This window comes from Vibrio mytili (assembly GCF_000830505.1).
GTDB lineage: Bacteria > Pseudomonadota > Gammaproteobacteria > Enterobacterales > Vibrionaceae > Vibrio > Vibrio mytili.
In genome coordinates, this window is sequence record NZ_JXOK01000022.1 from 66,895 (window position 1) to 87,040 (window position 20,146).

Below are 20,146 nucleotides of genomic sequence, written 5' to 3' on the forward strand. Positions count from 1 at the left end.
AGCAACTGAATATGAATTTCGAACTGAGTTTTGCTTATTATCAATAAAAAGCCCCCGCATAATAAGCGGGGGCCCGGGAGCTGAATTGATTTATGTTCAAGTTTAATGCTGGTGAGCGTAAGGCGTTCCCATCACTGTAGGCTTACCATTCTCCATGCTTTCATCGAACGAGATAGCATTTTTCGCGAACAGGTTGATAACGGTAGAGCCAAGCTTGAAACGGCCCATCTCTTCGCCCTTCTTCAAGATAACCGCCTTGTTACCTTCAGCAGGGTAATCCCATTTATGGATGGTGTTGCCACGCGGTGGTGTGATGGTACCTGCCCAAACTTGTTCAATACTGCCAACGATGGTCGCACCGACGAGTACTTGTGCCATCGGGCCAAATTCTGTATCGAAGATACAAACCACGCGTTCATTCCGCGCAAATAAGTTTGGTACATTTTCCGCGGTTAGCGGGTTTACTGAGAACAAATCGCCCGGTACATATATCATCTGGCGTAATGTGCCGTCACATGGCATATGAACTCGGTGGTAATCTCGAGGAGACAGGTAAAGGGTTGCAAAGGTACCCTCTGTAAACTCTTCAGCGAGATTTTTGTCCCCACCAAGCAGCTCTTGAGCGGAAAAGTAATGTCCTTTGGCTTGGATCAATTGACCATCTGTAATCGGACCAAATTGACTGACACAAGCATCTGCAGGGTGAGTGATTACTGCTTGGTCTTCAGTAATTGGGCGTGCGCCTTCTTTTAACTCACGAACAAAAAACTCATTGAACGTTTTAAAGTGCGCCGGATCAGAATGCTTTGCCTCATCCATGTTTACATTGTAATGCTTGATAAACCAGCGAATAACGGCGGTGGTTAGACTACCAGCCTTTGCTGACGCCAGCTTGCCCATTAGGCGAGTTAGGCCATGTTGTGGGATCCAGTACTGTAGTCCAACTTTGATTTTGTCCATCTTAAATTCCGATACTTCTGTTAGGTTCTCGCTTTAGGGCGCGTGATGTTACTGAAATTCAATTTAATTGTCAGTATCTAGTGAGGGATTTTTACACAGTTTTCGCGTTAATCCGACTATAAGTCTGCCTTCTTGTTACGTGAGTACTGTCGATTGGCTTTATTTTCTACCATGCTTTCAAGAATACGATGGTAGTTTTCAAAACGAACCTCACTAATTTCACCTTTTTCTACTGCCTCACGAAGCAGACACCCAGGGTCGTCATCGTGCTTACAATCACGGAACTTACAGCCGCCCAAATAAGGTCGAAATTCAACAAATGCTTTGGTCACTTCTTCTGCTTCTAGATGCCATAAGCCAAATTCACGAACTCCTGGAGAATCGATAAGATCGCCACCAGTTGGAATATGATACAAGCGTGCAGCCGTAGTGGTGTGTTGACCCAATCCAGAGTTCTCCGAAACTTCACCTTCTTCAACTTCGTGTTCAAGCTCTGGCATTAACGCGTTAACCAAACTGGATTTACCCACACCAGATTGACCGACAAAAATATTGATACGATCACGCAGTAACGCTTCTAGTTCAACGATGCCTTCTCCGGATTGTTTGCTCACAAGCAGCACTTTATAGCCAATACGTTGGTACTCTTTAAGCCACTCTTCATACTTGGCTCGGTCGTCAGCTTCTAATAGGTCGACTTTATTCAGAACCAGTAACGGAGCAATGTTGAGTGTTTCTGCTGCGACGAGATAACGGTCAATAATATTGAGAGAAAGCTCGGGTAAAACAGAAGAAACAATCACCATTTGGTCAATGTTTGCTGCAACCGGTTTTAAACCATCGTAATAGTCCGGACGAGTGAGCATTGAAGTGCGTGGCTCCACGCTTCAACCACGCCAGAAATGCCTGCCATAGATTCTAAGCCTTCACGCCACAGCACTTTATCACCGGAGACCAACGATTCTATACCGCGACGAAGATTACAGCGCTGAACATTTCCTGTTTCCAAATCTTCTATGTCTGCATGCTGACCAAAACGAGTGATGACTAAGCCCTGTTTACTTGAGCCCAGCATATTCTCATCCCATTGGATCGCGTCTTCTTGCTTTTTCAAACGCTTTTGTTGGTTGTTGCGTACGCGTCGCACCTGACCTTTGGTTAATTTTTTCTTTTTAGCCACAATTATGTACTTAGTGTGAATGTATTCATGTGCTTGATACACGATATGCCCCCATAGAGTCGGTATCGTGTTTCAAGTATTTTGATGTATAGTACCTTTTTTATCGATAAACAAATAGGCGGCATAACCATGTCCTTGAGCGATCAAAACCTAATCTGGGTAGATTTAGAGATGACAGGACTTGATCCTGAAACGCACAAAATTATCGAAATTGCTTCTATTGTCACTGATAGCGAGTTGAATATTTTGGCTGAAGGGCCTGTGTTAGCGATTCATCAATCGGATGACGAACTCGCCAAAATGGATGACTGGTGTACGAATACGCACACGGCAAGCGGGTTGGTAGAGCGAGTTCGAAATAGCCAAGTTTCTGAACAAAATGCCGTAGCTCAAACTATTGCTTTCTTAGAAAAGTGGGTGCCCAAAGGGGTTTCTCCAATTTGCGGTAATAGTATTGGTCAAGATCGCCGTTTTTTATATAAATACATGCCAGAACTAGAGGAGTACTTTCACTACCGTTATTTGGATGTAAGTACTCTGAAGGAGTTAACTCGTCGTTGGCAACCTGACGTATTAGAAGGGTTTTCTAAGCAAGGCACACATCTGGCTTTGGATGATATTCGTGAATCTATTGCGGAGCTGAAGTATTACCGTGAAACGATCTTCAAGATTTAGTGTATAAGCTCTGTACTAGGCTGTGGCTATTTATGCTTGTTTTGATTGCTTTTTCGTCGTTTAGAAAAAAAATGATATTTTTTTTCAGGAAGGACTTGCATCACAAAAAAATGCTCTTATAATTCGCAGCCCTAAACAGCAGAAACGTTGTTGATGCGACACTAGCTCAGTTGGTAGAGCGCAACCTTGCCAAGGTTGAGGTCACGAGTTCGAACCTCGTGTGTCGCTCCACTTTCTTTTGATTGTGGATAGAGCTTTCATCGTGCTTAACGATGACACAATACGGACGCGGGGTGGAGCAGCTTGGTAGCTCGTCGGGCTCATAACCCGAAGGTCGTCGGTTCAAATCCGGCCCCCGCAACCAAATTTAATTAATAGCGTTTGCTGTTAATATGCGACACTAGCTCAGTTGGTAGAGCGCAACCTTGCCAAGGTTGAGGTCACGAGTTCGAACCTCGTGTGTCGCTCCAAATTATTTTCGTTGGAAGTATGGTTATTCTCGTATTTCGAGCGTAGAATTCGATACCCGCTCAGTGTTTAGAGCGCAACCTTATCAAGGTTGAGGTCACCATTTTTATGAATTGGGAGCCTAGTGTGTCATTCCACTTTCTTTTGATTGTGGATAAAGCTTTCATCGTGCTTAACGATGACACAATACGGACGCGGGGTGGAGCAGCTTGGTAGCTCGTCGGGCTCATAACCCGAAGGTCGTCGGTTCAAATCCGGCCCCCGCAACCAAATTCAATTAATAGCGTTTGCTGTTAATATGCGACACTAGCTCAGTTGGTAGAGCGCAACCTTGCCAAGGTTGAGGTCACGAGTTCGAACCTCGTGTGTCGCTCCAAAATTTATAAGCGCTCATCATGCTTTGAATGATGAAACACGGACGCGGGGTGGAGCAGCTTGGTAGCTCGTCGGGCTCATAACCCGAAGGTCGTCGGTTCAAATCCGGCCCCCGCAACCAAATTTAATTAATAGCGTTTGCTGTTAATATGCGACACTAGCTCAGTTGGTAGAGCGCAACCTTGCCAAGGTTGAGGTCACGAGTTCGAACCTCGTGTGTCGCTCCAAATTTCTCGTTGGAAGTAGGATTCTTATCGTACTTCGAGTGAAGAGTTCGACACCCGCTCATTTATCGAGCGCAACCTTACCAAGGTTGAGGTCACGCCTTTTTGTTTATGAATAGGGAACCTCGTGTGTCGCTCCAAAATTTATAAGCGCTCATCATGCTTTGAATGATGAAATACGGACGCGGGGTGGAGCAGCTTGGTAGCTCGTCGGGCTCATAACCCGAAGGTCGTCGGTTCAAATCCGGCCCCCGCAACCAAATTCAATTAATAGCATTCGCTATTATTATGCGACACTAGCTCAGTTGGTAGAGCGCAACCTTGCCAAGGTTGAGGTCACGAGTTCGAACCTCGTGTGTCGCTCCAAATTTTTCGTTGGAAGTAGGATTCTTATTGTATTTCGAGCGTAAAAAATCTGACACCCACTCAGTAGTTAGAGTGCAACCTTACCAAGGTTGAGGTCACGCCTTTTTGTTTATGGATAGGGACCTCGCGTGTCGCTCCACTTTTTCTTAAGTGGAAAGTATAGTTTTCATTGTGTTTAACAATGACATTGCGACACTTTCTCTACAAGTAAAGTAATAGCTACCATTGTGTTAAACAGTGATACGCTACACTAGCTCTATTTTCCGATTAAATTAGAAAATAAGTGCTCTCATCGCTCTTTTCATAATGCTGCGAAGCATGAACCCCCAAAATTATCCGTATTATATGATGTCAGGCGCTGTGCATTACGCGTACGGCAGAATATGAAGTGGATGAATCATACTATCCAGCATTCTCTGAGTGTTTTATCTTACTTTAATTAACAGAGTTATCCACATACGGCGTTCTGTGGATAAGTTAGTTGATAAAGTGTTTTTAGGTTGGCTTTTTTAGTAAGTAAAGAAAGATCTTTGATTCTTTATTTTTTTGCTATAGTGATGTTTTTAGCTTTAAGTTATTGTTTTGTATGGATGAGGTGGTTTTTTTTGTGGATCGACTTGACTAACTTACGATCATTACATCGCATTTTTTTGATCCTAGTCATTTATTCAAATTGTGTTTAACTTTTTTCTTCAGTTCACTTTCAACTTGATTTCAAATTTTTTTCCACATTACTAATTTGAGAACGAGGTCATGAAATTTTCATGAAAAACGGATTGATTATGAAAACATGCTGTCAATCTCTTGCATATAGACTGCACGCTATGCGTCTCTCGGTAAGCCTTTCTCGATAATCCTAATGAGACGATTCTTCTTTGTTTCCACTGATTGCAAATCATTAGTCGGTATTTGGTTCAACTGTTGTGTCAGTGCCCAGTCTATATGTTCATCAAGCAAAGTATTACTACCTCGACGACGGTCTAATGCATCAATGACTCTTTGACTGTAGTCTGCATTACCGAGAGCGATCGCGAGATTACGCAACCATTGTAAATGGCCAATACGGCGAATAGCTGAACCTTCCATATTTTTTAAGAACGTAGCCTCATCCCACTCAAACATCTGCACAAGGTCAGGTGTGTGAAAGCTTTCACGTCTATGAAAATCTTCTTGCTCGGTTAGCTCTGCATATCGATTCCATGGGCACACGAGCTGACAATCATCACAGCCGTAAATTCGGTTGCCTATGGGTTTGCGGAACTCTTCTGGGATCACTCCATCAAATTCAATCGTAAGGTAAGAGATGCAGCGACGAGCATCCACGACGTTATCTGCAACAATGGCTTGTGTTGGACAGGATGTAATACAGGCATTGCATTTCCCACATTGGTCCTGAGTGGGCTTATCAACCGGTAATGGCAAATCAACCAGTAATTCTCCAAGAAAGAACCAAGAGCCACAGTCTTTATCCAAGATTAATGAATGCTTACCTGTCCAACCTAATCCTGCTTTTTGAGCCAAAGGTCGTTCTAATATTGGTGCGGAATCAACGAAAGGTCGATAGCCAAATTGGCCAACTTCTTCTTCGATTAACTTACCAAGCTTGTTGAGCTGCTTTCTCACCAGCTTGTGGTAATCTCTTCCGAGTGCATAGCGACTGATGTAAGCGTGATTTTTATTCGCGAGGTTCGAAGCGAATTGGGCATCAGGAGGAAGGTAATCCATCCGTACGCTGATAACTCGTATGGTTCCTGGCAATAGCTCTGCTGGTCTGGCACGCATCATACCGTGACGAGCCATCCAATCCATTGAACCATGGTATCCAGCATCCAACCAATTTTGCAGGGCGGATTCGTGTTCACTAAGATCAATATCGCAGATCCCGACTTTCTGAAAGCCGAGCTCTTTTCCCCAAATTTTGATTTGTTTTGCGAGTTGTTCGTAGTTCATGATGGCTACCGAGATTATTGGGGGCCGGATCTTAACGGATCTATTGTATTGGTGCTAGCGTAAAGTTGAAGAAGGCTTGAGGTTACTCGGGGATAAGTGAATACTCGATAAATAAGACGCAGTTTTATGGCTAGTTTTTCGTATATATGACATTCGAAAGCTTGTCTCGGAAAACCAACACAGTTTACTATTCTTGTTCTTTTGATTTTTATATAGTCAACGATCATTCGTTAGAGAAGCATAAATGAGCACGAAACAGTTTAATTTGAAAGATGAGCATGAAACGGTCGCTTTGGGCGCTGCATTGGCTCAACTTTGTTCCCAGCAAACCACAATTTATCTTCATGGGGATTTGGGGGCAGGTAAAACGACCTTCAGTCGTGGTTTTGTCCGTGCTCTTGGACATCAAGGTAACGTAAAAAGCCCAACCTATACATTGGTTGAACCCTATCAATTGGCAACTTGGCAAGTTTACCACTTCGATCTGTATCGTCTTGCTGATCCTGAAGAGCTTGAGTTTATGGGCATTCGGGATTATTTCACTGATGATGCGATTTGTTTGGTAGAGTGGCCTGAAAAAGGGCAAGGGTTGTTACCGAAGCCAGATCTTGATGTGAACATTCGTTACCAAGGTGAGCAGCGTATCGCTGAACTAACAGCGAACAATGACTATGGTGTGCAGTTACTCAGTAGATTGGAACTATGTTGAGTTTTTTAAATTTTAGAGTTGTAGCGACGTTTATCGCTACATTCGTTCTTATTATCCCTAATTTCGCATTTGCCAACGTCGTGCAAAGTTTTCGAGTTTGGCCGTCACCAGATGAAACGCGTGTTGTCATCGATTTAGACTCAGAAGCGGATTACTCTTATTTCTCACTGTCTAGCCCAGATAGGCTTGTGGTGGATTTAAAAAACACCACGATGAAGGCGAAGTTACCCGTCACTGTGACGGACAGTCCTGTGCTGAAGCGGGTGCGAAAGAGTTCTCCGCCGGACAAAAGTACTTACCGTTTAGTCTTTGAGTTGAAAAAAAATACCCAAACAGAACTGTTTAAATTGAGCCCGACTCCTGGTGGACAGTACGGCCATCGCTTGGTTGTTGATTTGTCTCACGGAAGTGCGAAAAAGACGTCTGCTGCACAATCATCGTCAAGCAAGCCAACAACGACGAGTAAAGACATGAGTTCGGTGCGTCGTGCTCAAGATGTGTTGGTTGTTATCGATCCTGGTCATGGTGGTGAAGATCCTGGCTCGATTGGAGCGTCTCGTCGTCATTATGAAAAAGATGCAGTGCTGAGCATTTCGCGCAAAATAGCAGCTCAACTGAATGCTACCCCAGGCATCAAAACTCGCATGACGCGCACTGGCGACTATTTTGTAAATTTGAATCGTCGAGTAGCGATTGCACGTGAGAACGACGCACATTTGCTGATATCGATTCACGCGGATGCTTTTACGTCACCTAAACCGCGCGGTGGTTCGGTTTTTGTATTGAATACTCGTCGAGCCAATACAGAGATCGCCCGTTGGGTTGAGAATCACGAGAGACAATCAGAAATATTAGGTGGCTCTGGGAATGCATTTGTCACCAATACAAAAGATCGTAACGTCAACCAAACGTTGTTGGATTTACAGTTTAGCCATTCACAGAAAGAAGGGTATAAGCTGGCGAGCGAGATTCTGCGGGAGATGGGACGTGTTGCTCACTTGCACAATCGTAAGCCCATTAATACTAGCTTGGCAGTATTGCGTTCTCCTCAAATACCGTCAGTCTTGGTCGAAACGGGTTTTATATCTAACCCGACAGAAGAGAAGTTGCTTTTCCAGCGCTCGCACCAAGATAAGCTAGCTCAAGCTGTTACTAAAGCGGTCGTCAAATATCTGAAAGATAATCCACCAGAAGGGACGGTGTTCTCCTCTTCTCCTGGAGCAATGGTACACATAGTGAAGCGTGGTGAATCTCTCTCTGTGATTGCGAATAAATATGGTACTAGCGCTAAGGCTCTGATGTCTGAAAATAATCTCAAATCAACCGGGGTGAGGATTGGTCAAAAACTTCGCATTCCTTCGTCGGGTGCCGTTCAAGTACCAAGTAAGCCGATCACGGTAGAGACCGAAACGATCACGCATACGGTTAAGTCTGGTGAGTTCTTAGGTAAGATAGCCAGCCATTACAAAGTGAAAGTGTCTGACATTCGCCGAGAAAACAACCTTAAGTCTGATACGGTTTGGGTGGGGCAAAAACTCAACATCACTGTAGCGGTTAAAGATAAGCCGATCCGCAAACACAAGGTCGCCAGGGGAGAGTTCCTAGGTAAGATTGCTTCGAAGTACGGGGTGAGTGTGGACAGTATTCGCCGCGCGAACAAGCTGCGCTCGGACCAGCTTGCCGTTGGACAAATACTGATCATTCCAAATAAGTAAGTGAGCTTTTAACGCTATATGACGATTAAAATTTTACCAGCTAGGCTGGCCAACCAGATAGCGGCAGGAGAGGTGGTCGAAAGGCCGGCCTCTGTTGTCAAAGAGTTGGTTGAGAATAGCCTAGACTCTGGTGCTACCCGAATTGATATTGATATCGAAAAAGGGGGCGCTAAGCTCATCCGAGTTCGTGATAATGGCAAAGGGATCGCGAAAGAGGAGCTTGGGCTTGCGTTGAGTCGTCATGCGACATCTAAGATACATAGCTTAGATGATTTAGAAGCCATTATGAGCTTGGGTTTCCGCGGTGAGGCACTCGCGAGTATCAGTTCTGTTGCTCGCCTGACATTAACCTCGCGCCCTGCGGCTCAGGAGGAAGCGTGGAGCGCGTATTCTGAAGGCCGTGATATGCAGGTAAAGTTGCAACCAGCTGCCCATCCCATTGGAACCACAGTTGAAGTACTGGACTTGTTCTTCAATACGCCTGCTCGTCGTAAATTCCTTCGTACTGAGAAAACTGAATTCGCTCATATTGATGAGCTATTGAAACGGATTGCGCTGAGTCGTTTTGACATCACCATTAATGTTCGTCACAACGGAAAAGTTGTTCGCCAATATCGCGCCGCGAAAAATCAGCTCCAAACTGAAAAGCGGCTTGCCGCCGTATGTGGTCATGCGTTTGTACGCAATATGCTGAGAATCGAGCTGGAACATCAAGGGCTAAAATTGTTGGGATGGATTACCACTCCCGATGGCGCAAGGCAACAAAGTGACCTTCAGTATTGTTACGTGAATGGTCGTATGATGCGTGACAAACTAATCAATCACGCGATTCGCCAAAGCTATGAAACCAGCTTAGAACCAAACCAGTTTGCCGCGTACGTTTTATATATTGAGCTCGATCCGCATCAAGTGGACGTCAATGTTCACCCAGCTAAGCACGAAGTTCGTTTTCACCAAGGCCGATTGGTTCACGACTTTATTTATCAGGCCTTGGCAGATGCACTCGCGCAAGGTTCGGTGATCGATAAGCCGTATGTGAATGAGTCTGCATTTCATCATACACAGACCAGTAAAGACGCAGAGCATTCTCATCGCGTTGAACTCAACTCCAACGAAGGTTCGCATTCCTCTGTGCATGTCAGAGGGGAAAACTCATTGGAATCCGTTCCTGAGCGAGTTTACCAAGCGATTGACCAATCTCCTGCTTATCCTGGCCGAAGTGATTATGAGTCTAAACCACGCGAAGAGTCTTCTTCTGAATTTTCCGTGCGAGAAGCTAAAACGTCGGACATACCTGAGCGTTCAAACTGGATAGAATCGAAGCGATCGGCGAGACCGACGCAACATAAAGAGCGTCATGCGGAGCCAGCACCGAGTAAGCAAGAAGTCCGCGCCTATCATGAGCTACTGGAAACACCAGAGTTTGGGCCTGAAGCAGCGCCAAAATCGATCATCACAACACCGAGTAATGGGACGTCTTTACCTGAGGTGACGACGTTGGGCAAAGCATTATCTGTCGTAAACGAGCAGTTTTTGCTGATGAGTTGCGACAGCGGTGTGGCACTTGTTTCGTTGGCACGAGCGGAATTTTATCGAATGAAAGGGCAGTTAACACCATCGGAAGATGGATTAAAATCGCAACCTTTGTTGGTGCCGTTGTCAATGAAGCTAGACGCAGAAATGGTTAAATTCGCTCAGGATTATCAACAGGATTTTGCCCACTTGGGGATTCAACTTAAACCCCGAAATGACAAAGCTCTGATGGTGATGGGGGTACCAGCGCCACTGAGACAACAAAACTTACAAAATTTGTTACCAGATCTGCTATCGTACACCCTATCTTATACAGAGAGAGCGGTGACGACCGAGCAGATGTTGCTTCAATGGGGTGATTGGCTTGCAATGCAGGTCGCAACAGTTAAGAGCCGCTACACTCTCTCTGAAGCCATTCAAATTATTGCGGAACTTGAACAGCTGAGAAATGGTCAATTGCCATTAGACGATAACACATTTGTGTCGGCTGTTGATTTCTCCGCCACGATAGCCAATTTAACACCATGACAGATAAACGACCTCTGGCGCTTTTTTTAATGGGGCCAACCGCATCAGGTAAAACAGAACTTGCGATTCGACTTCGTCAAAAGTTTCCAGTGGAAATCATCAGTGTGGATTCAGCATTGATTTATAAAGGGATGGATATTGGAACCGCGAAGCCAGATGATAAAGAACAGAGCTTAGCACCTCATCGCTTGATCGACATTTTGGATCCCAGTGAATCTTATTCTGCGGCAGACTTTCGTCGAGACGCACTGCAGGAAATGGAAGCGATTGTTGCTGAGGGGAAAATTCCATTATTGGTCGGTGGAACGATGCTCTATTACAAGGCTTTACTTGAAGGGTTGTCGCCTTTACCTGCCGCAAACCCTGAAATTCGTCAGCAAATTGAACAAGAAGCATTGACTAAGGGTTGGTCAGTGTTGCACGATGAACTTAAACAACTTGATCCTGTCTCTGCAGCGAGAATACATCCCAATGATCCTCAACGTTTATCGCGGGCATTGGAGGTGTTTCGTATTTCAGGTAAGACACTAACTGAGTTGACTCAAACCAAAGGTGAGAGCCTGCCGTACCGAGTCAAACAGTTTGCAATAGCTCCCAAGGAAAGGGCAGAGCTTCACCGTCGAATTGAGTTGCGCTTCGAAAAGATGATGGAGTCAGGTTTTGAAGATGAAATGAACGTGTTATATGCACGTGAGGATCTTCACCCTGATTTACCGTCGATACGTTGTGTCGGCTACAGACAGATGTGGGAGTACTTAGACGGGGAGTGTACACGCGAAGAAGCCGTATTTCGTGGTATATGTGCTACTCGTCAATTGGCCAAGCGTCAAATCACCTGGTTACGCAGCTGGGATGACTTAACTTGGTTGGATAGCGAGAACATTGAACAAGCGTTCGAAACCATGTCAGAAGCCATAGCATCTGATTGAGTTAGCTGTGTATAATGTGATCGTTTTTGCGTAATCGCGCTCTTTAAGGACCAGTAGTTAGCGTTTTTTATACTATGCTTGCTAATTACTTAGAGTGCATTTTGATTCGTTTAGCTCAGATGCAAAAGCAGTACTTTTTTTGCATTGCACCACTAGCTAAATAATTACAACAACAAATTAAATAAGGAAAATAAAATGGCTAAGGGGCAATCTCTACAAGACCCATTTCTAAACGCGCTTCGTCGTGAGCGTATCCCGGTATCCATTTACTTGGTTAACGGTATCAAGTTGCAAGGTCAAATCGAGTCATTCGATCAATTTGTTATCTTGCTGAAGAACACTGTCAACCAAATGGTTTACAAGCATGCGATCTCTACGGTTGTTCCGGCTCGTCCAGTGAGCCATCACAGTGGTGAGCGTACCCAAGGCGATCGCCCACAAGAGAAATCAGAAGATTAATTCTTCATTAAATATTTATAAAATAAGGAGTTGATTGCTTGTTTGACCGTTATGAATCCGGTGAGCGAGCCGTACTTGTTCATATCAACTTCACGCAAGAAGGTGAGTGGGAAGATCTGGCCGAATTTGAAATGCTGGTCTCCTCCGCCGGGGTTGAGGCGCTACAGGTCATTACCGGTAGTCGTCAATCCCCGCACCCGAAATACTATGTCGGAGAGGGTAAAGCTCAAGAAATTGCGACTGCTGTGCAATCGACTGACGCTGAAATTGTGATTTTTAATCACTCCCTCTCTCCTGCCCAAGAACGCAACCTCGAAGCGCTGTGCCAATGTCGAGTTCTCGACCGCACTGGTCTTATTCTCGATATCTTCGCTCAACGAGCTCGAACACACGAAGGTAAGCTACAGGTAGAGCTGGCTCAACTTCGTCATCTGTCAACTCGTTTGATTCGTGGTTGGACGCACCTTGAAAGGCAGAAAGGGGGAATTGGTTTACGTGGCCCGGGTGAAACCCAGCTCGAAACCGACCGTCGTTTATTGCGTGACAGAATAAAAGCGATACTGCGCCGCTTAGATAAAGTGGCTAAGCAGCGTGAACAAGGGCGTCGTGCCCGAAACCGAGCTGAAATCCCAACAGTTTCACTCGTGGGTTACACCAACGCGGGTAAGTCGACACTCTTTAACCGTATAACAGAAGCTGGGGTTTATGCCGCAGATCAACTTTTTGCAACGTTGGATCCTACACTACGTAAGATCGAGTTGTCCGATGTTGGACCTGTCATACTTGCAGATACGGTTGGATTTATTCGACATTTACCACATGATTTGGTTGCTGCTTTCAAAGCGACCTTGCAAGAAACGCAAGAAGCTGACATTTTGTTACATGTTGTTGATGCCAGTGATGAGCGTTTTCGTGAGAATATTCAAGCTGTTCATGAAGTACTAGAAGAGATCGATGCTCACGAAGTGCCGACTCTGGTGGTCATGAACAAAATCGACAACCTAGATTCGCAGAATCCGCGTATAGAGCGAGACGAGGAAGGCGTACCTCGAGCGGTTTGGGTCTCTGCAATGGATGGATTGGGCATTGAGCTCCTATTTGACGCGCTGACCGAACGTCTTGCGTCACAAATGGTTGAGTATCAGTTGTGCATTCCACCACAGTATCAAGGTCGATTCCGTAGTACATTCTTCCAAATGAAATGTATTCAACGTGAAGACTATGATCAGGACGGTAACTTGTTGATCGATGTTCGAATGCAACAAGTCGACTGGTTTAGACTTGAGAAAAGAGAAGGGGCAGTTTTGACTGACTTTATAGTCACTTAAATGACTGCTACAGTATAACGTCATATCAAATGATGGAGCTTTCTAATGGCGTGGAATGAGCCTGGAAATAACAACGGCAACAATGGCCGCGATAATGACCCTTGGGGTAATAATAATCGTGGTGGCCAGCGTCCTGGTGGCCGAGATCAAGGTCCACCAGATTTAGATGAAGTGTTCAATAAGCTGAGTCAAAAGCTGGGTGGCAAGTTTGGTAAAAAAGGCGGCGGTGGTTCTCCGGTCGGTAACGGTGGTGCAATTGGCTTTGGTGTCATTGCTCTGATTGCTGTTGCCGTATGGTTCTTCGCTGGTTTTTACACCATCGGTGAAGCAGAACGTGGGGTTGTACTGCGTTTAGGTAAATACGATCGCATTGTAGACCCAGGTCTGAACTGGCGCCCTCGTTTTATTGATGAATACGAAGCGGTCAACGTTCAAGCGATTCGTTCACTGCGTGCGTCTGGTCTTATGCTGACCAAAGACGAAAACGTCGTCACTGTAGGAATGGATGTTCAATACCGTGTTACTGACCCGTACAAATACTTGTATCGTGTCACCAACGCAGATGACAGTTTGCGTCAGGCAACGGATTCTGCGTTACGTGCAGTCATTGGTGACTCACTGATGGATAGTATCCTGACCAGTGGCCGTCAACAAATTCGTCAAACTACCCAAGAAACATTGAACCAAATCATTGATAGCTATGATATGGGGCTTGTGCTTGTTGATGTGAACTTCCAGTCTGCACGTCCACCAGAGCAAGTGAAAGATGCGTTTGATGATGCGATTGCAGCTCGAGAGGATGAAGAGCGTTTCATTCGTGAAGCAGAAGCATATAAAAACGAGATTTTGCCAAAAGCAACGGGTCGTGCTGAACGTCTTAAGAAAGAAGCACAAGGTTACAGCGAACGTGTGACTAACGAAGCACTTGGTCAGGTAGCTCAGTTTGAACAACTATTACCAGAATACCAAGCTGCGCCTGGTGTAACTCGTGACCGTCTGTATATTGACGCGATGGAAGAAGTCTATTCCAACACTTCCAAAGTGCTGATTGACTCTGATTCAAATGGTAGTCTGCTTTACCTACCAATCGATAAACTGGTGGGTCAAGAAGGTCAAACAGATACGAAACGTAAATCAAAGTCATCCTCAACTTACGATCACATTCAACTTGAATCTGAGCGTACAGACGAGGACACCTCTGACTCATCGTCTCGTTCAACAAGTTCACGTCAAGGGAGATACTAAGAATGCGTAAGTTAATGATCCCTGTATTGGTTATCGCACTGGCATTGATGCTGATGTCATTGTTTGTGATTCCCGAAGGTGAGCGCGGTATCGTAGTTCGATTTGGTCGTGTTCTTAAAGACAATAATGACATTACTCGTATTTACGAGCCGGGTCTGCACTTCAAAATGCCAATGTTTGATCGCGTGAAGAAACTTGATGCTCGCATTCAAACAATGGATGGTCGAGCTGACCGTTTCGTTACGTCTGAGAAAAAAGACGTCATCATTGATACCTATGTAAAGTGGCGTATTGAAGACTTTGGTCTTTACTATCTGGCTACCGGTGGTGGTAATTCGCTAACCGCAGAAGCGCTTCTTGAACGTAAAGTGACCGACGTGTTGCGTTCTGAAATCGGTGCTCGTGAAATCAAGCAAATCGTTTCAGGCCCACGTAATAACGATGTGTTACCAGAAGATGCAAGCAGTGAAGAAGTCACTACAGAAGCCGCGCGTGAGGCGTTGGAAATCGATGGTGAGCGTGACGTAATCATGTCTAACGTGTTGACAGACACTCGCCAAAGCGCAATGAAAGACTTGGGTGTTCGCGTGGTTGATTTCCGTATGAAGAAAATCAACTTACCAGATGAGATCAGTGAATCTATCTACCGCCGTATGCGTGCTGAGCGTGAGTCGGTTGCTCGTAAACACCGTTCTCAAGGTCGTGAAAAAGCAGAAGTTATTCGCGCACAAGCGGAACTTGAAGTGGCAACGATTCTGGCTGAAGCAGATAAAACCGCTCGTGTCACACGAGGTGAAGCGGATGCAAAAGCTGCGAAGGTATACGCGCAAGCTTACAACAAGGAGCCTGAGTTCTTCAGTTTCCTACGTTCGCTAAGAGCGTATGAGAAATCATTCAGCTCTAAGAGTGACATTCTTGTGCTTGATCCGAAGAGTGATTTCTTCCAATACATGAATCACTCTAAAGGTACAACAGCGAAATAAGCTGACTGTATTTGATGAACAAAAGGCTCCTGATGGAGCCTTTTTTGTATCAGGATGTTTTTGTATTAACTCATCATAAAGGCAATAACAGCCCCTGCGACGACCAGGCATCCACCAATACGGCGAAGCTGATTATTTGGCTGTTCGCTCAATTGTGCCACCATATTTCGCCAGCCATTAGGGGCAATGAGAGGGCCGATACCTTCTACAATTAAAACCAGCCCAATAGCCAGCCAGAGAGAGTCAGACATAACGTTTCCAATCGGATTTAGAAAGCCAAATATTATCAATGGTATGCTGGATGCGAAAAGCACCAATGCAGTTAATCTCTCATTATTGTGAACAAAAAATGACTGCAAGAATCGCTATTCGGTGCTAGAATCCCTTTTTAACTAGCAATCAGACTTGGAAAGATGGGAAATAACGTAGTCGTTCTAGGCACCCAATGGGGTGACGAAGGTAAAGGTAAAATCGTAGACCTTTTAACTGAAGATGCAAAGTACGTGGTGCGCTACCAAGGCGGTCACAATGCAGGTCACACTCTCGTAATTGACGGTGAAAAAACCGTTCTTCACTTAATTCCATCAGGTATCCTTCGCGATAACGTAAAATGTGTTATCGGTAATGGTGTCGTATTATCACCTGAAGCTTTACTTAAAGAAATGAAGCCTCTTGAAGAGCGCGGAATCCCAGTACGCGAACGTCTTTTCATTTCTGAAGCATGTCCTCTAATTCTTCCATACCATATTGCTCTGGACCAAGCGCGTGAAATCGCACGTGGTAAAAAAGCAATTGGTACTACCGGTCGTGGTATCGGTCCTGCGTATGAAGACAAAGTTGCGCGTCGCGGTCTACGCGTTGGCGATCTCTTTGATATGGAATCGTTCGCAGAGAAGCTAAAAGAAGTCATGGAATTCCATAACTTCCAGCTTGTAAACTTCTACAAAGTAGAACCAGTGAGCTACGAAGCTGTGCTTGAAGAAGCAAAAGGTTACGCTGAGCTTCTAACTTCAATGGTCATCGACGTGACTGACGAGCTAGACTCTGCGCGTAAGCGTGGCGACAAGATCATGTTTGAAGGTGCTCAAGGTACGCTACTGGATATCGATCACGGTACTTACCCATACGTAACGTCTTCTAACACCACTGCTGGTGGTGTTGCGGCTGGTTCTGGTTTTGGTCCTCGTCACATCGGCTACATCCTAGGCATCGCGAAAGCTTACTGTACTCGTGTTGGTTCTGGTCCTTTCCCGACTGAACTTTACGATGGTCTAGAAAAGCAAGATCCAGTAGGTAAGCATCTAGGCACGAAAGGTCACGAGTTTGGTGCAACAACTGGTCGTCTACGTCGTACCGGTTGGTTTGATGCAGTTGCTATGCGTCGTGCAATCCAAATCAACTCTATCTCAGGTTTCTGTCTAACTAAACTAGACGTACTCGACGGCCTAGAAGAGCTAAAAATCTGTACTGGTTACAAGATGAAAGATGGCTCTGTACTAGAAGTTTCGCCAATGGCTGCTGAAGCATTTGAACAAGCAACGCCAATCTACGAAACAATGCCAGGCTGGTCCGAGAACACGTTCGGTGCGAAATCAATCGAAGAGCTACCAACAGCAGCGCTAGATTACATCAAACGTATCGAAGAGCTAACGGGCGTGCCTGTAGACATTATTTCTACTGGCCCAGACCGTAACGAGACTATCATTAAGGTTCACCCATTCGAATCTTAATTGATACGTAAAAACGAGCTCGAGATTATGAAAGCCGACCTAAGGGTCGGCTTTTTTGTGTCTGAAGAGTGGGTTGTCGCGTAGCATGCTAAAGTAGAAAAACTATTGTGGAACCTACTGCTCAATGTGGCAATATCTTGCCGCTTAATGGAAGAAGAGGCAAAAACTGTCTAAAGCTTGACGAGTATTTGCCGATAAGTGTATCAAGCAGAGAGATCCTTAAGTGATCTTTGGTTTGTTAGATACCTTGAAGAGTGCATTTATGAAGTTACGAACAGTGGCTGCTTCACTGTTACTGATACTGACCGCGACGACAACCAAGGCCAATGTTGCTGATGTCGGTGCGCCAGTACCTATTTATTCTGAAGCAGAACTGATAAAGCTGATTGAACAAAATAAGCACCTGCAGCGTGTGCGTGCTGATAACTGCCAGTTGGTCGAGGACATTATTGCTCGTGCGACCCGAATCAACCTGCCCGCTTATGAATTTTTGTATGGCGATATGCTCGCGTGGGGCGTGTGCGTACCACAAGATGTAGAGCTCGGGCTGTACTACATGGAAAACGCTGCGCATCAAGGTCTGCCAGCTGCACTGGAGCAAATAGGTCGCTATTATTCTCGCGGCACTTTGGTGCAACAAGATAAAGAGCGTGCCATTCCTTACCTGAGAGAAGCTGCTTCTATGGGGAACCTAAATGCGCGAATTCACCTTGCGGAGTTACTCCTGCGTGACTATGGCAGCCCGCTGGATTACGAAGATGCGTATCGCTGGTTATATAACTCTGTTACCGCTGATCAACGAAAACACAAACGGATCGCGGTGCTTAGAAATGGTCTAGAGCAGCGCATGCCGCAGAACATTATTGCACGCGCCAAACGACGCGATACCTTCTGGTAACCACTAGGAACTGTTGACGTTTCGCGGTTACTCTTCACTGATGACTTCATGCAGCAAAGCCCACATTGAGTGGGCTTTGCTGCTTTTGGGGAGTCGATAGTTGATGTTAAATGACTTTATGTGGGCCAAAGCATTCATAATGGAATTGCGCTTGCGGGACACCTAATTCAATTAACTGTTTGGCGATGTACTGCATAAAGCCCACTGGGCCACAAAAGTACACTTGTACATTATCTTGTTTCAGGGCCGTTTCAATTTCATGTAGATCGACAAAGCCCGTAAAGTGGAAATCTTCACCGATTTTGTCTTGTGTGGTTGGCCGGTTGTACCAAACCAGCGCGTTCATGTTTTCTTTGGTCGCTACAAGTTGGCTGACATGTTGTTTAAACGCATGTTGTTGACCATTTTCCGTCGCGTGAACCCAAGTCACAGGCGCTTGATGGTCAGTTAAACTCTCAAGCATAGAAAGTGTCGGTGTTAAACCAACACCCGCTGAAATAAGCACGACCGGTGTCTTTGCATCAACCTCCATAAAGAAATCACCTGCAGGTGCTGCGAGTTTTACTTTATCACCGACATTGAGTTTATCATGCAGGTAACTGGAGACGATGCCGTCTTGTTCGCGTTTAACCGAGATACGATAGGTGTCTTCTTGTATGGCTGAAGATAAGCTGTATTGACGGATCTCTTGGTTATCCAAACTATCGCTGTTGATGTAGATACCTAGATACTGCCCGGGTTTATAGGAAGAGACTGTGCCACCATCTGTTGGCTTGAATACAAAACTGCAGATGTGTGAACTCTCTGGTTGTTTCTCAATGAGTTCAAACTCACGCAGCCCACGCCAACCGCCTTCTAACGCTTGATTCTCTTGGTAGATTTGTTCTTCGCGTTGAATAAAGACGTTCGCTAATACGCCGTAAGCTTCAGCCCAGGCATCCAACACTTCTTGCCCCGGGTTAAACAGCTCATCGATGGTTGCAAGCAGGTGTTGACCTACGATTTGGTATTGTTCTGACGTGATTAAAAAGCTGGTGTGTTTGTGGGCGATTTTTTCTACCGCACCAAGCAGAGCAGGTAGGTTCTCGATGTTTGCAGCATACGCACAGATTGCATTGAACAGTGCTTCGCGCTGATCACCATTGCGCTGATTACTCATATTGAAAATATCTTTCAGTTCAGGATTGTGGCTGAACATACGCTCATAAAAGTGTGCCGTCAGTTTCGGTCCCGTTTGTGCGATGAGCGGTGCGGTAGCTTGGACGATTTCAATGGTTTGCTTGCTGAGCATAGAGGCTTCCTATTTTATTGGGTGTTGTATTTTAAGTTGCATTTTTAATGCATGTTTAAAGTTGTATCTCAAATGTATCTTTCATTCAAGAAAAGATTTACACTTTTGCTATTACAGAGGATAGCAATATGCAGTTAACTAGCTTCACAGATTACGCGTTGAGGACCCTAATCTACTTAGCCTCACTGCCAAAGGACGAATTGACCAACATAACGGAAGTGACGGATTTATTTGGTGTATCTCGTAACCATATGGTTAAAGTCATCAACCGCTTAGGACAGTTAGGTTACATACAAACCGTGCGCGGAAAAAACGGCGGGATCCGTTTAATGAAGCCTGCATCTGAGATCACGGTTGGAGGGGTTGTTCGTGATTTGGAACCGTTAGAGCTGGTGAACTGCAGTGCGGACTTTTGTCATATCACTCCGGCGTGTCGATTAAAGGATAAGCTTGCCAAAGCCAAAAGTGCTTTTCTTGCTGAGCTTGATGATTGCACCATTGATGAGTTGCTCCGGGGCAATTCAGAGCTTTTGATCTTACTGGCTCGCCCATAACTCCCGCCACTCGTGTCGTTACGCATTTTTCAAAGCATTTCTGTAG

At 45.3% G+C, this 20,146-nt stretch carries 16 protein-coding genes, 9 tRNA genes and 1 pseudogene; 21 read left to right on the plus strand and 5 right to left on the minus strand.

The genetic code is table 11. The annotated features are described in order from the left end of the window. Positions 1–102: 102 nt before the first annotated feature. Together asd and rsgA are read right to left on the minus strand one after the other, a co-directional pair. Positions 103–960 (minus strand): archaetidylserine decarboxylase, encoded by an 858-nt coding sequence (asd, locus tag SU60_RS07590; RefSeq protein ID WP_041154990.1) that lies wholly within the window; start codon positions 958–960, stop codon positions 103–105. A 116-nt stretch (positions 961–1,076) separates the two neighbouring features. After that, positions 1,077–2,140, minus strand: a pseudogene (gene rsgA, locus SU60_RS07595) (small ribosomal subunit biogenesis GTPase RsgA). A 129-nt stretch (positions 2,141–2,269) separates the two neighbouring features. Between rsgA and orn the strand changes: the two are divergent. The 10 genes from orn (at position 2,270) to SU60_RS07645 (ending at position 4,248) form a co-directional block, all read left to right on the plus strand. Next, on the plus strand, positions 2,270–2,815 hold the full coding sequence (orn, locus tag SU60_RS07600) for an oligoribonuclease (protein WP_041154991.1): 546 nt from the start codon (positions 2,270–2,272) through the stop codon (positions 2,813–2,815). 155 nt (positions 2,816–2,970) lie between these two features. Next, positions 2,971–3,046, plus strand: a tRNA-Gly gene (locus SU60_RS07605). A gap of 56 nt (positions 3,047–3,102) precedes the next feature. Beyond that, positions 3,103–3,179 (plus strand) — tRNA-Met (locus tag SU60_RS07610). A 30-nt stretch (positions 3,180–3,209) separates the two neighbouring features. Next, positions 3,210–3,285, plus strand: a tRNA-Gly gene (locus SU60_RS07615). Between the two features lie 191 nt (positions 3,286–3,476). Then, positions 3,477–3,553, plus strand: a tRNA-Met gene (locus tag SU60_RS07620). A 30-nt stretch (positions 3,554–3,583) separates the two neighbouring features. After that, a tRNA-Gly gene (locus tag SU60_RS07625) sits at positions 3,584–3,659 on the plus strand. Positions 3,660–3,702: 43 nt separating this feature from the next. Then, positions 3,703–3,779 (plus strand) — tRNA-Met (locus tag SU60_RS07630). Between the two features lie 30 nt (positions 3,780–3,809). Beyond that, positions 3,810–3,885, plus strand: a tRNA-Gly gene (locus SU60_RS07635). Positions 3,886–4,065: 180 nt separating this feature from the next. After that, a tRNA-Met gene (locus tag SU60_RS07640) sits at positions 4,066–4,142 on the plus strand. A 30-nt stretch (positions 4,143–4,172) separates the two neighbouring features. Next, a tRNA-Gly gene (locus SU60_RS07645) sits at positions 4,173–4,248 on the plus strand. An 822-nt stretch (positions 4,249–5,070) separates the two neighbouring features. On the opposite strand, the gene queG is transcribed toward SU60_RS07645, so the two are convergent. Beyond that, positions 5,071–6,198 carry a tRNA epoxyqueuosine(34) reductase QueG gene (gene queG, locus SU60_RS07650; RefSeq protein WP_041154992.1) on the minus strand — a complete coding sequence of 376 codons (1,128 nt, stop codon included), beginning with the start codon at positions 6,196–6,198 and terminating at the stop codon, positions 5,071–5,073. A gap of 244 nt (positions 6,199–6,442) precedes the next feature. Here queG and tsaE point away from each other — a divergent pair, with 244 nt between their 5' ends. The 8 genes from tsaE to hflC all read left to right on the plus strand — a co-directional run bounded on the left by tsaE (position 6,443) and on the right by hflC (position 15,627). Then, entirely contained in the window at positions 6,443–6,907 is a 465-nt protein-coding gene (tsaE, locus tag SU60_RS07655; protein WP_041154993.1) for a tRNA (adenosine(37)-N6)-threonylcarbamoyltransferase complex ATPase subunit type 1 TsaE, read from the plus strand. Beyond that, entirely contained in the window at positions 6,901–8,622 is a 1,722-nt protein-coding gene (locus tag SU60_RS07660) for an N-acetylmuramoyl-L-alanine amidase (protein ID WP_041154994.1), read from the plus strand. The genes tsaE and SU60_RS07660 overlap by 7 nt, the downstream gene beginning before the upstream one ends. Positions 8,623–8,640: 18 nt before the next feature. Beyond that, the gene (mutL, locus tag SU60_RS07665; protein WP_041154995.1) at positions 8,641–10,683 is read left to right on the plus strand and encodes a DNA mismatch repair endonuclease MutL; all 2,043 of its coding nucleotides are present in this window, start codon (positions 8,641–8,643) and stop codon (positions 10,681–10,683) included. Continuing rightward, positions 10,680–11,612 (plus strand): tRNA (adenosine(37)-N6)-dimethylallyltransferase MiaA, encoded by a 933-nt coding sequence (gene miaA / locus SU60_RS07670; RefSeq protein WP_041154996.1) that lies wholly within the window; start codon positions 10,680–10,682, stop codon positions 11,610–11,612. The genes mutL and miaA overlap by 4 nt, the downstream gene beginning before the upstream one ends. A 195-nt stretch (positions 11,613–11,807) precedes the next feature. After that, positions 11,808–12,071, plus strand: a complete 264-nt coding sequence (hfq, locus tag SU60_RS07675) for an RNA chaperone Hfq (RefSeq protein ID WP_014233206.1) — start codon at positions 11,808–11,810, stop codon at positions 12,069–12,071. A gap of 38 nt (positions 12,072–12,109) precedes the next feature. After that, positions 12,110–13,399: a ribosome rescue GTPase HflX gene (gene hflX, locus SU60_RS07680; RefSeq protein WP_041154997.1), complete on the plus strand. Its 1,290-nt coding sequence runs from the start codon at positions 12,110–12,112 to the stop codon at positions 13,397–13,399. 45 nt (positions 13,400–13,444) lie between these two features. Continuing rightward, positions 13,445–14,644 carry an FtsH protease activity modulator HflK gene (gene hflK, locus SU60_RS07685; RefSeq protein ID WP_041154998.1) on the plus strand — a complete coding sequence of 400 codons (1,200 nt, stop codon included), beginning with the start codon at positions 13,445–13,447 and terminating at the stop codon, positions 14,642–14,644. A 2-nt stretch (positions 14,645–14,646) separates the two neighbouring features. Further along, positions 14,647–15,627, plus strand: coding sequence for a protease modulator HflC (hflC, locus tag SU60_RS07690; RefSeq protein WP_041154999.1), 981 nt, complete (start codon positions 14,647–14,649; stop codon positions 15,625–15,627). A 65-nt stretch (positions 15,628–15,692) separates the two neighbouring features. On the opposite strand, the gene SU60_RS07695 is transcribed toward hflC, so the two are convergent. Beyond that, on the minus strand, positions 15,693–15,878 hold the full coding sequence (locus SU60_RS07695) for a DUF2065 domain-containing protein (RefSeq protein ID WP_041155000.1): 186 nt from the start codon (positions 15,876–15,878) through the stop codon (positions 15,693–15,695). 162 nt (positions 15,879–16,040) lie between these two features. On the opposite strand from SU60_RS07695, the gene SU60_RS07700 reads away from it, so the two are divergent. Next, positions 16,041–17,357, plus strand: coding sequence for an adenylosuccinate synthase (locus SU60_RS07700; protein ID WP_041155001.1), 1,317 nt, complete (start codon positions 16,041–16,043; stop codon positions 17,355–17,357). Positions 17,358–17,619: 262 nt separating this feature from the next. Further along, positions 17,620–18,255 (plus strand): flagellar protein MotX, encoded by a 636-nt coding sequence (gene motX, locus SU60_RS07705; RefSeq protein ID WP_041155030.1) that lies wholly within the window; start codon positions 17,620–17,622, stop codon positions 18,253–18,255. 106 nt (positions 18,256–18,361) lie between these two features. On the opposite strand, the gene hmpA is transcribed toward motX, so the two are convergent. Beyond that, positions 18,362–19,546: an NO-inducible flavohemoprotein gene (hmpA, locus tag SU60_RS07710; protein WP_041155002.1), complete on the minus strand. Its 1,185-nt coding sequence runs from the start codon at positions 19,544–19,546 to the stop codon at positions 18,362–18,364. 128 nt (positions 19,547–19,674) lie between these two features. On the opposite strand from hmpA, the gene nsrR reads away from it, so the two are divergent. Continuing rightward, positions 19,675–20,100 carry a nitric oxide-sensing transcriptional repressor NsrR gene (nsrR, locus tag SU60_RS07715; RefSeq protein ID WP_041155003.1) on the plus strand — a complete coding sequence of 142 codons (426 nt, stop codon included), beginning with the start codon at positions 19,675–19,677 and terminating at the stop codon, positions 20,098–20,100. Positions 20,101–20,146 lie beyond the last annotated feature (46 nt).

Excerpts from the sequence above, each read along its gene's own strand:
- SU60_RS07660 (WP_041154994.1), top strand. The coding sequence starts at position 6,901 with ATGTTGAGTTTTTTAAATTTTAGAGTTGTAGCGACGTTTATCGCTACA.
- queG (WP_041154992.1), bottom strand. The coding sequence starts at position 6,198 with ATGAACTACGAACAACTCGCAAAACAAATCAAAATTTGGGGAAAAGAG.
- orn (WP_041154991.1), top strand. The coding sequence starts at position 2,270 with ATGTCCTTGAGCGATCAAAACCTAATCTGGGTAGATTTAGAGATGACA.
- SU60_RS07700 (WP_041155001.1), top strand. The coding sequence starts at position 16,041 with ATGGGAAATAACGTAGTCGTTCTAGGCACCCAATGGGGTGACGAAGGT.
- tsaE (WP_041154993.1), top strand. The coding sequence starts at position 6,443 with ATGAGCACGAAACAGTTTAATTTGAAAGATGAGCATGAAACGGTCGCT.
- hmpA (WP_041155002.1), bottom strand. The coding sequence starts at position 19,546 with ATGCTCAGCAAGCAAACCATTGAAATCGTCCAAGCTACCGCACCGCTC.
- nsrR (WP_041155003.1), top strand. The coding sequence starts at position 19,675 with ATGCAGTTAACTAGCTTCACAGATTACGCGTTGAGGACCCTAATCTAC.
- asd (WP_041154990.1), bottom strand. The coding sequence starts at position 960 with ATGGACAAAATCAAAGTTGGACTACAGTACTGGATCCCACAACATGGC.
- hflC (WP_041154999.1), top strand. The coding sequence starts at position 14,647 with ATGCGTAAGTTAATGATCCCTGTATTGGTTATCGCACTGGCATTGATG.
- mutL (WP_041154995.1), top strand. The coding sequence starts at position 8,641 with ATGACGATTAAAATTTTACCAGCTAGGCTGGCCAACCAGATAGCGGCA.
- hflK (WP_041154998.1), top strand. The coding sequence starts at position 13,445 with ATGGCGTGGAATGAGCCTGGAAATAACAACGGCAACAATGGCCGCGAT.
- hfq (WP_014233206.1), top strand. The coding sequence starts at position 11,808 with ATGGCTAAGGGGCAATCTCTACAAGACCCATTTCTAAACGCGCTTCGT.
- SU60_RS07695 (WP_041155000.1), bottom strand. The coding sequence starts at position 15,878 with ATGTCTGACTCTCTCTGGCTGGCTATTGGGCTGGTTTTAATTGTAGAA.
- motX (WP_041155030.1), top strand. The coding sequence starts at position 17,620 with ATGAAGTTACGAACAGTGGCTGCTTCACTGTTACTGATACTGACCGCG.
- miaA (WP_041154996.1), top strand. The coding sequence starts at position 10,680 with ATGACAGATAAACGACCTCTGGCGCTTTTTTTAATGGGGCCAACCGCA.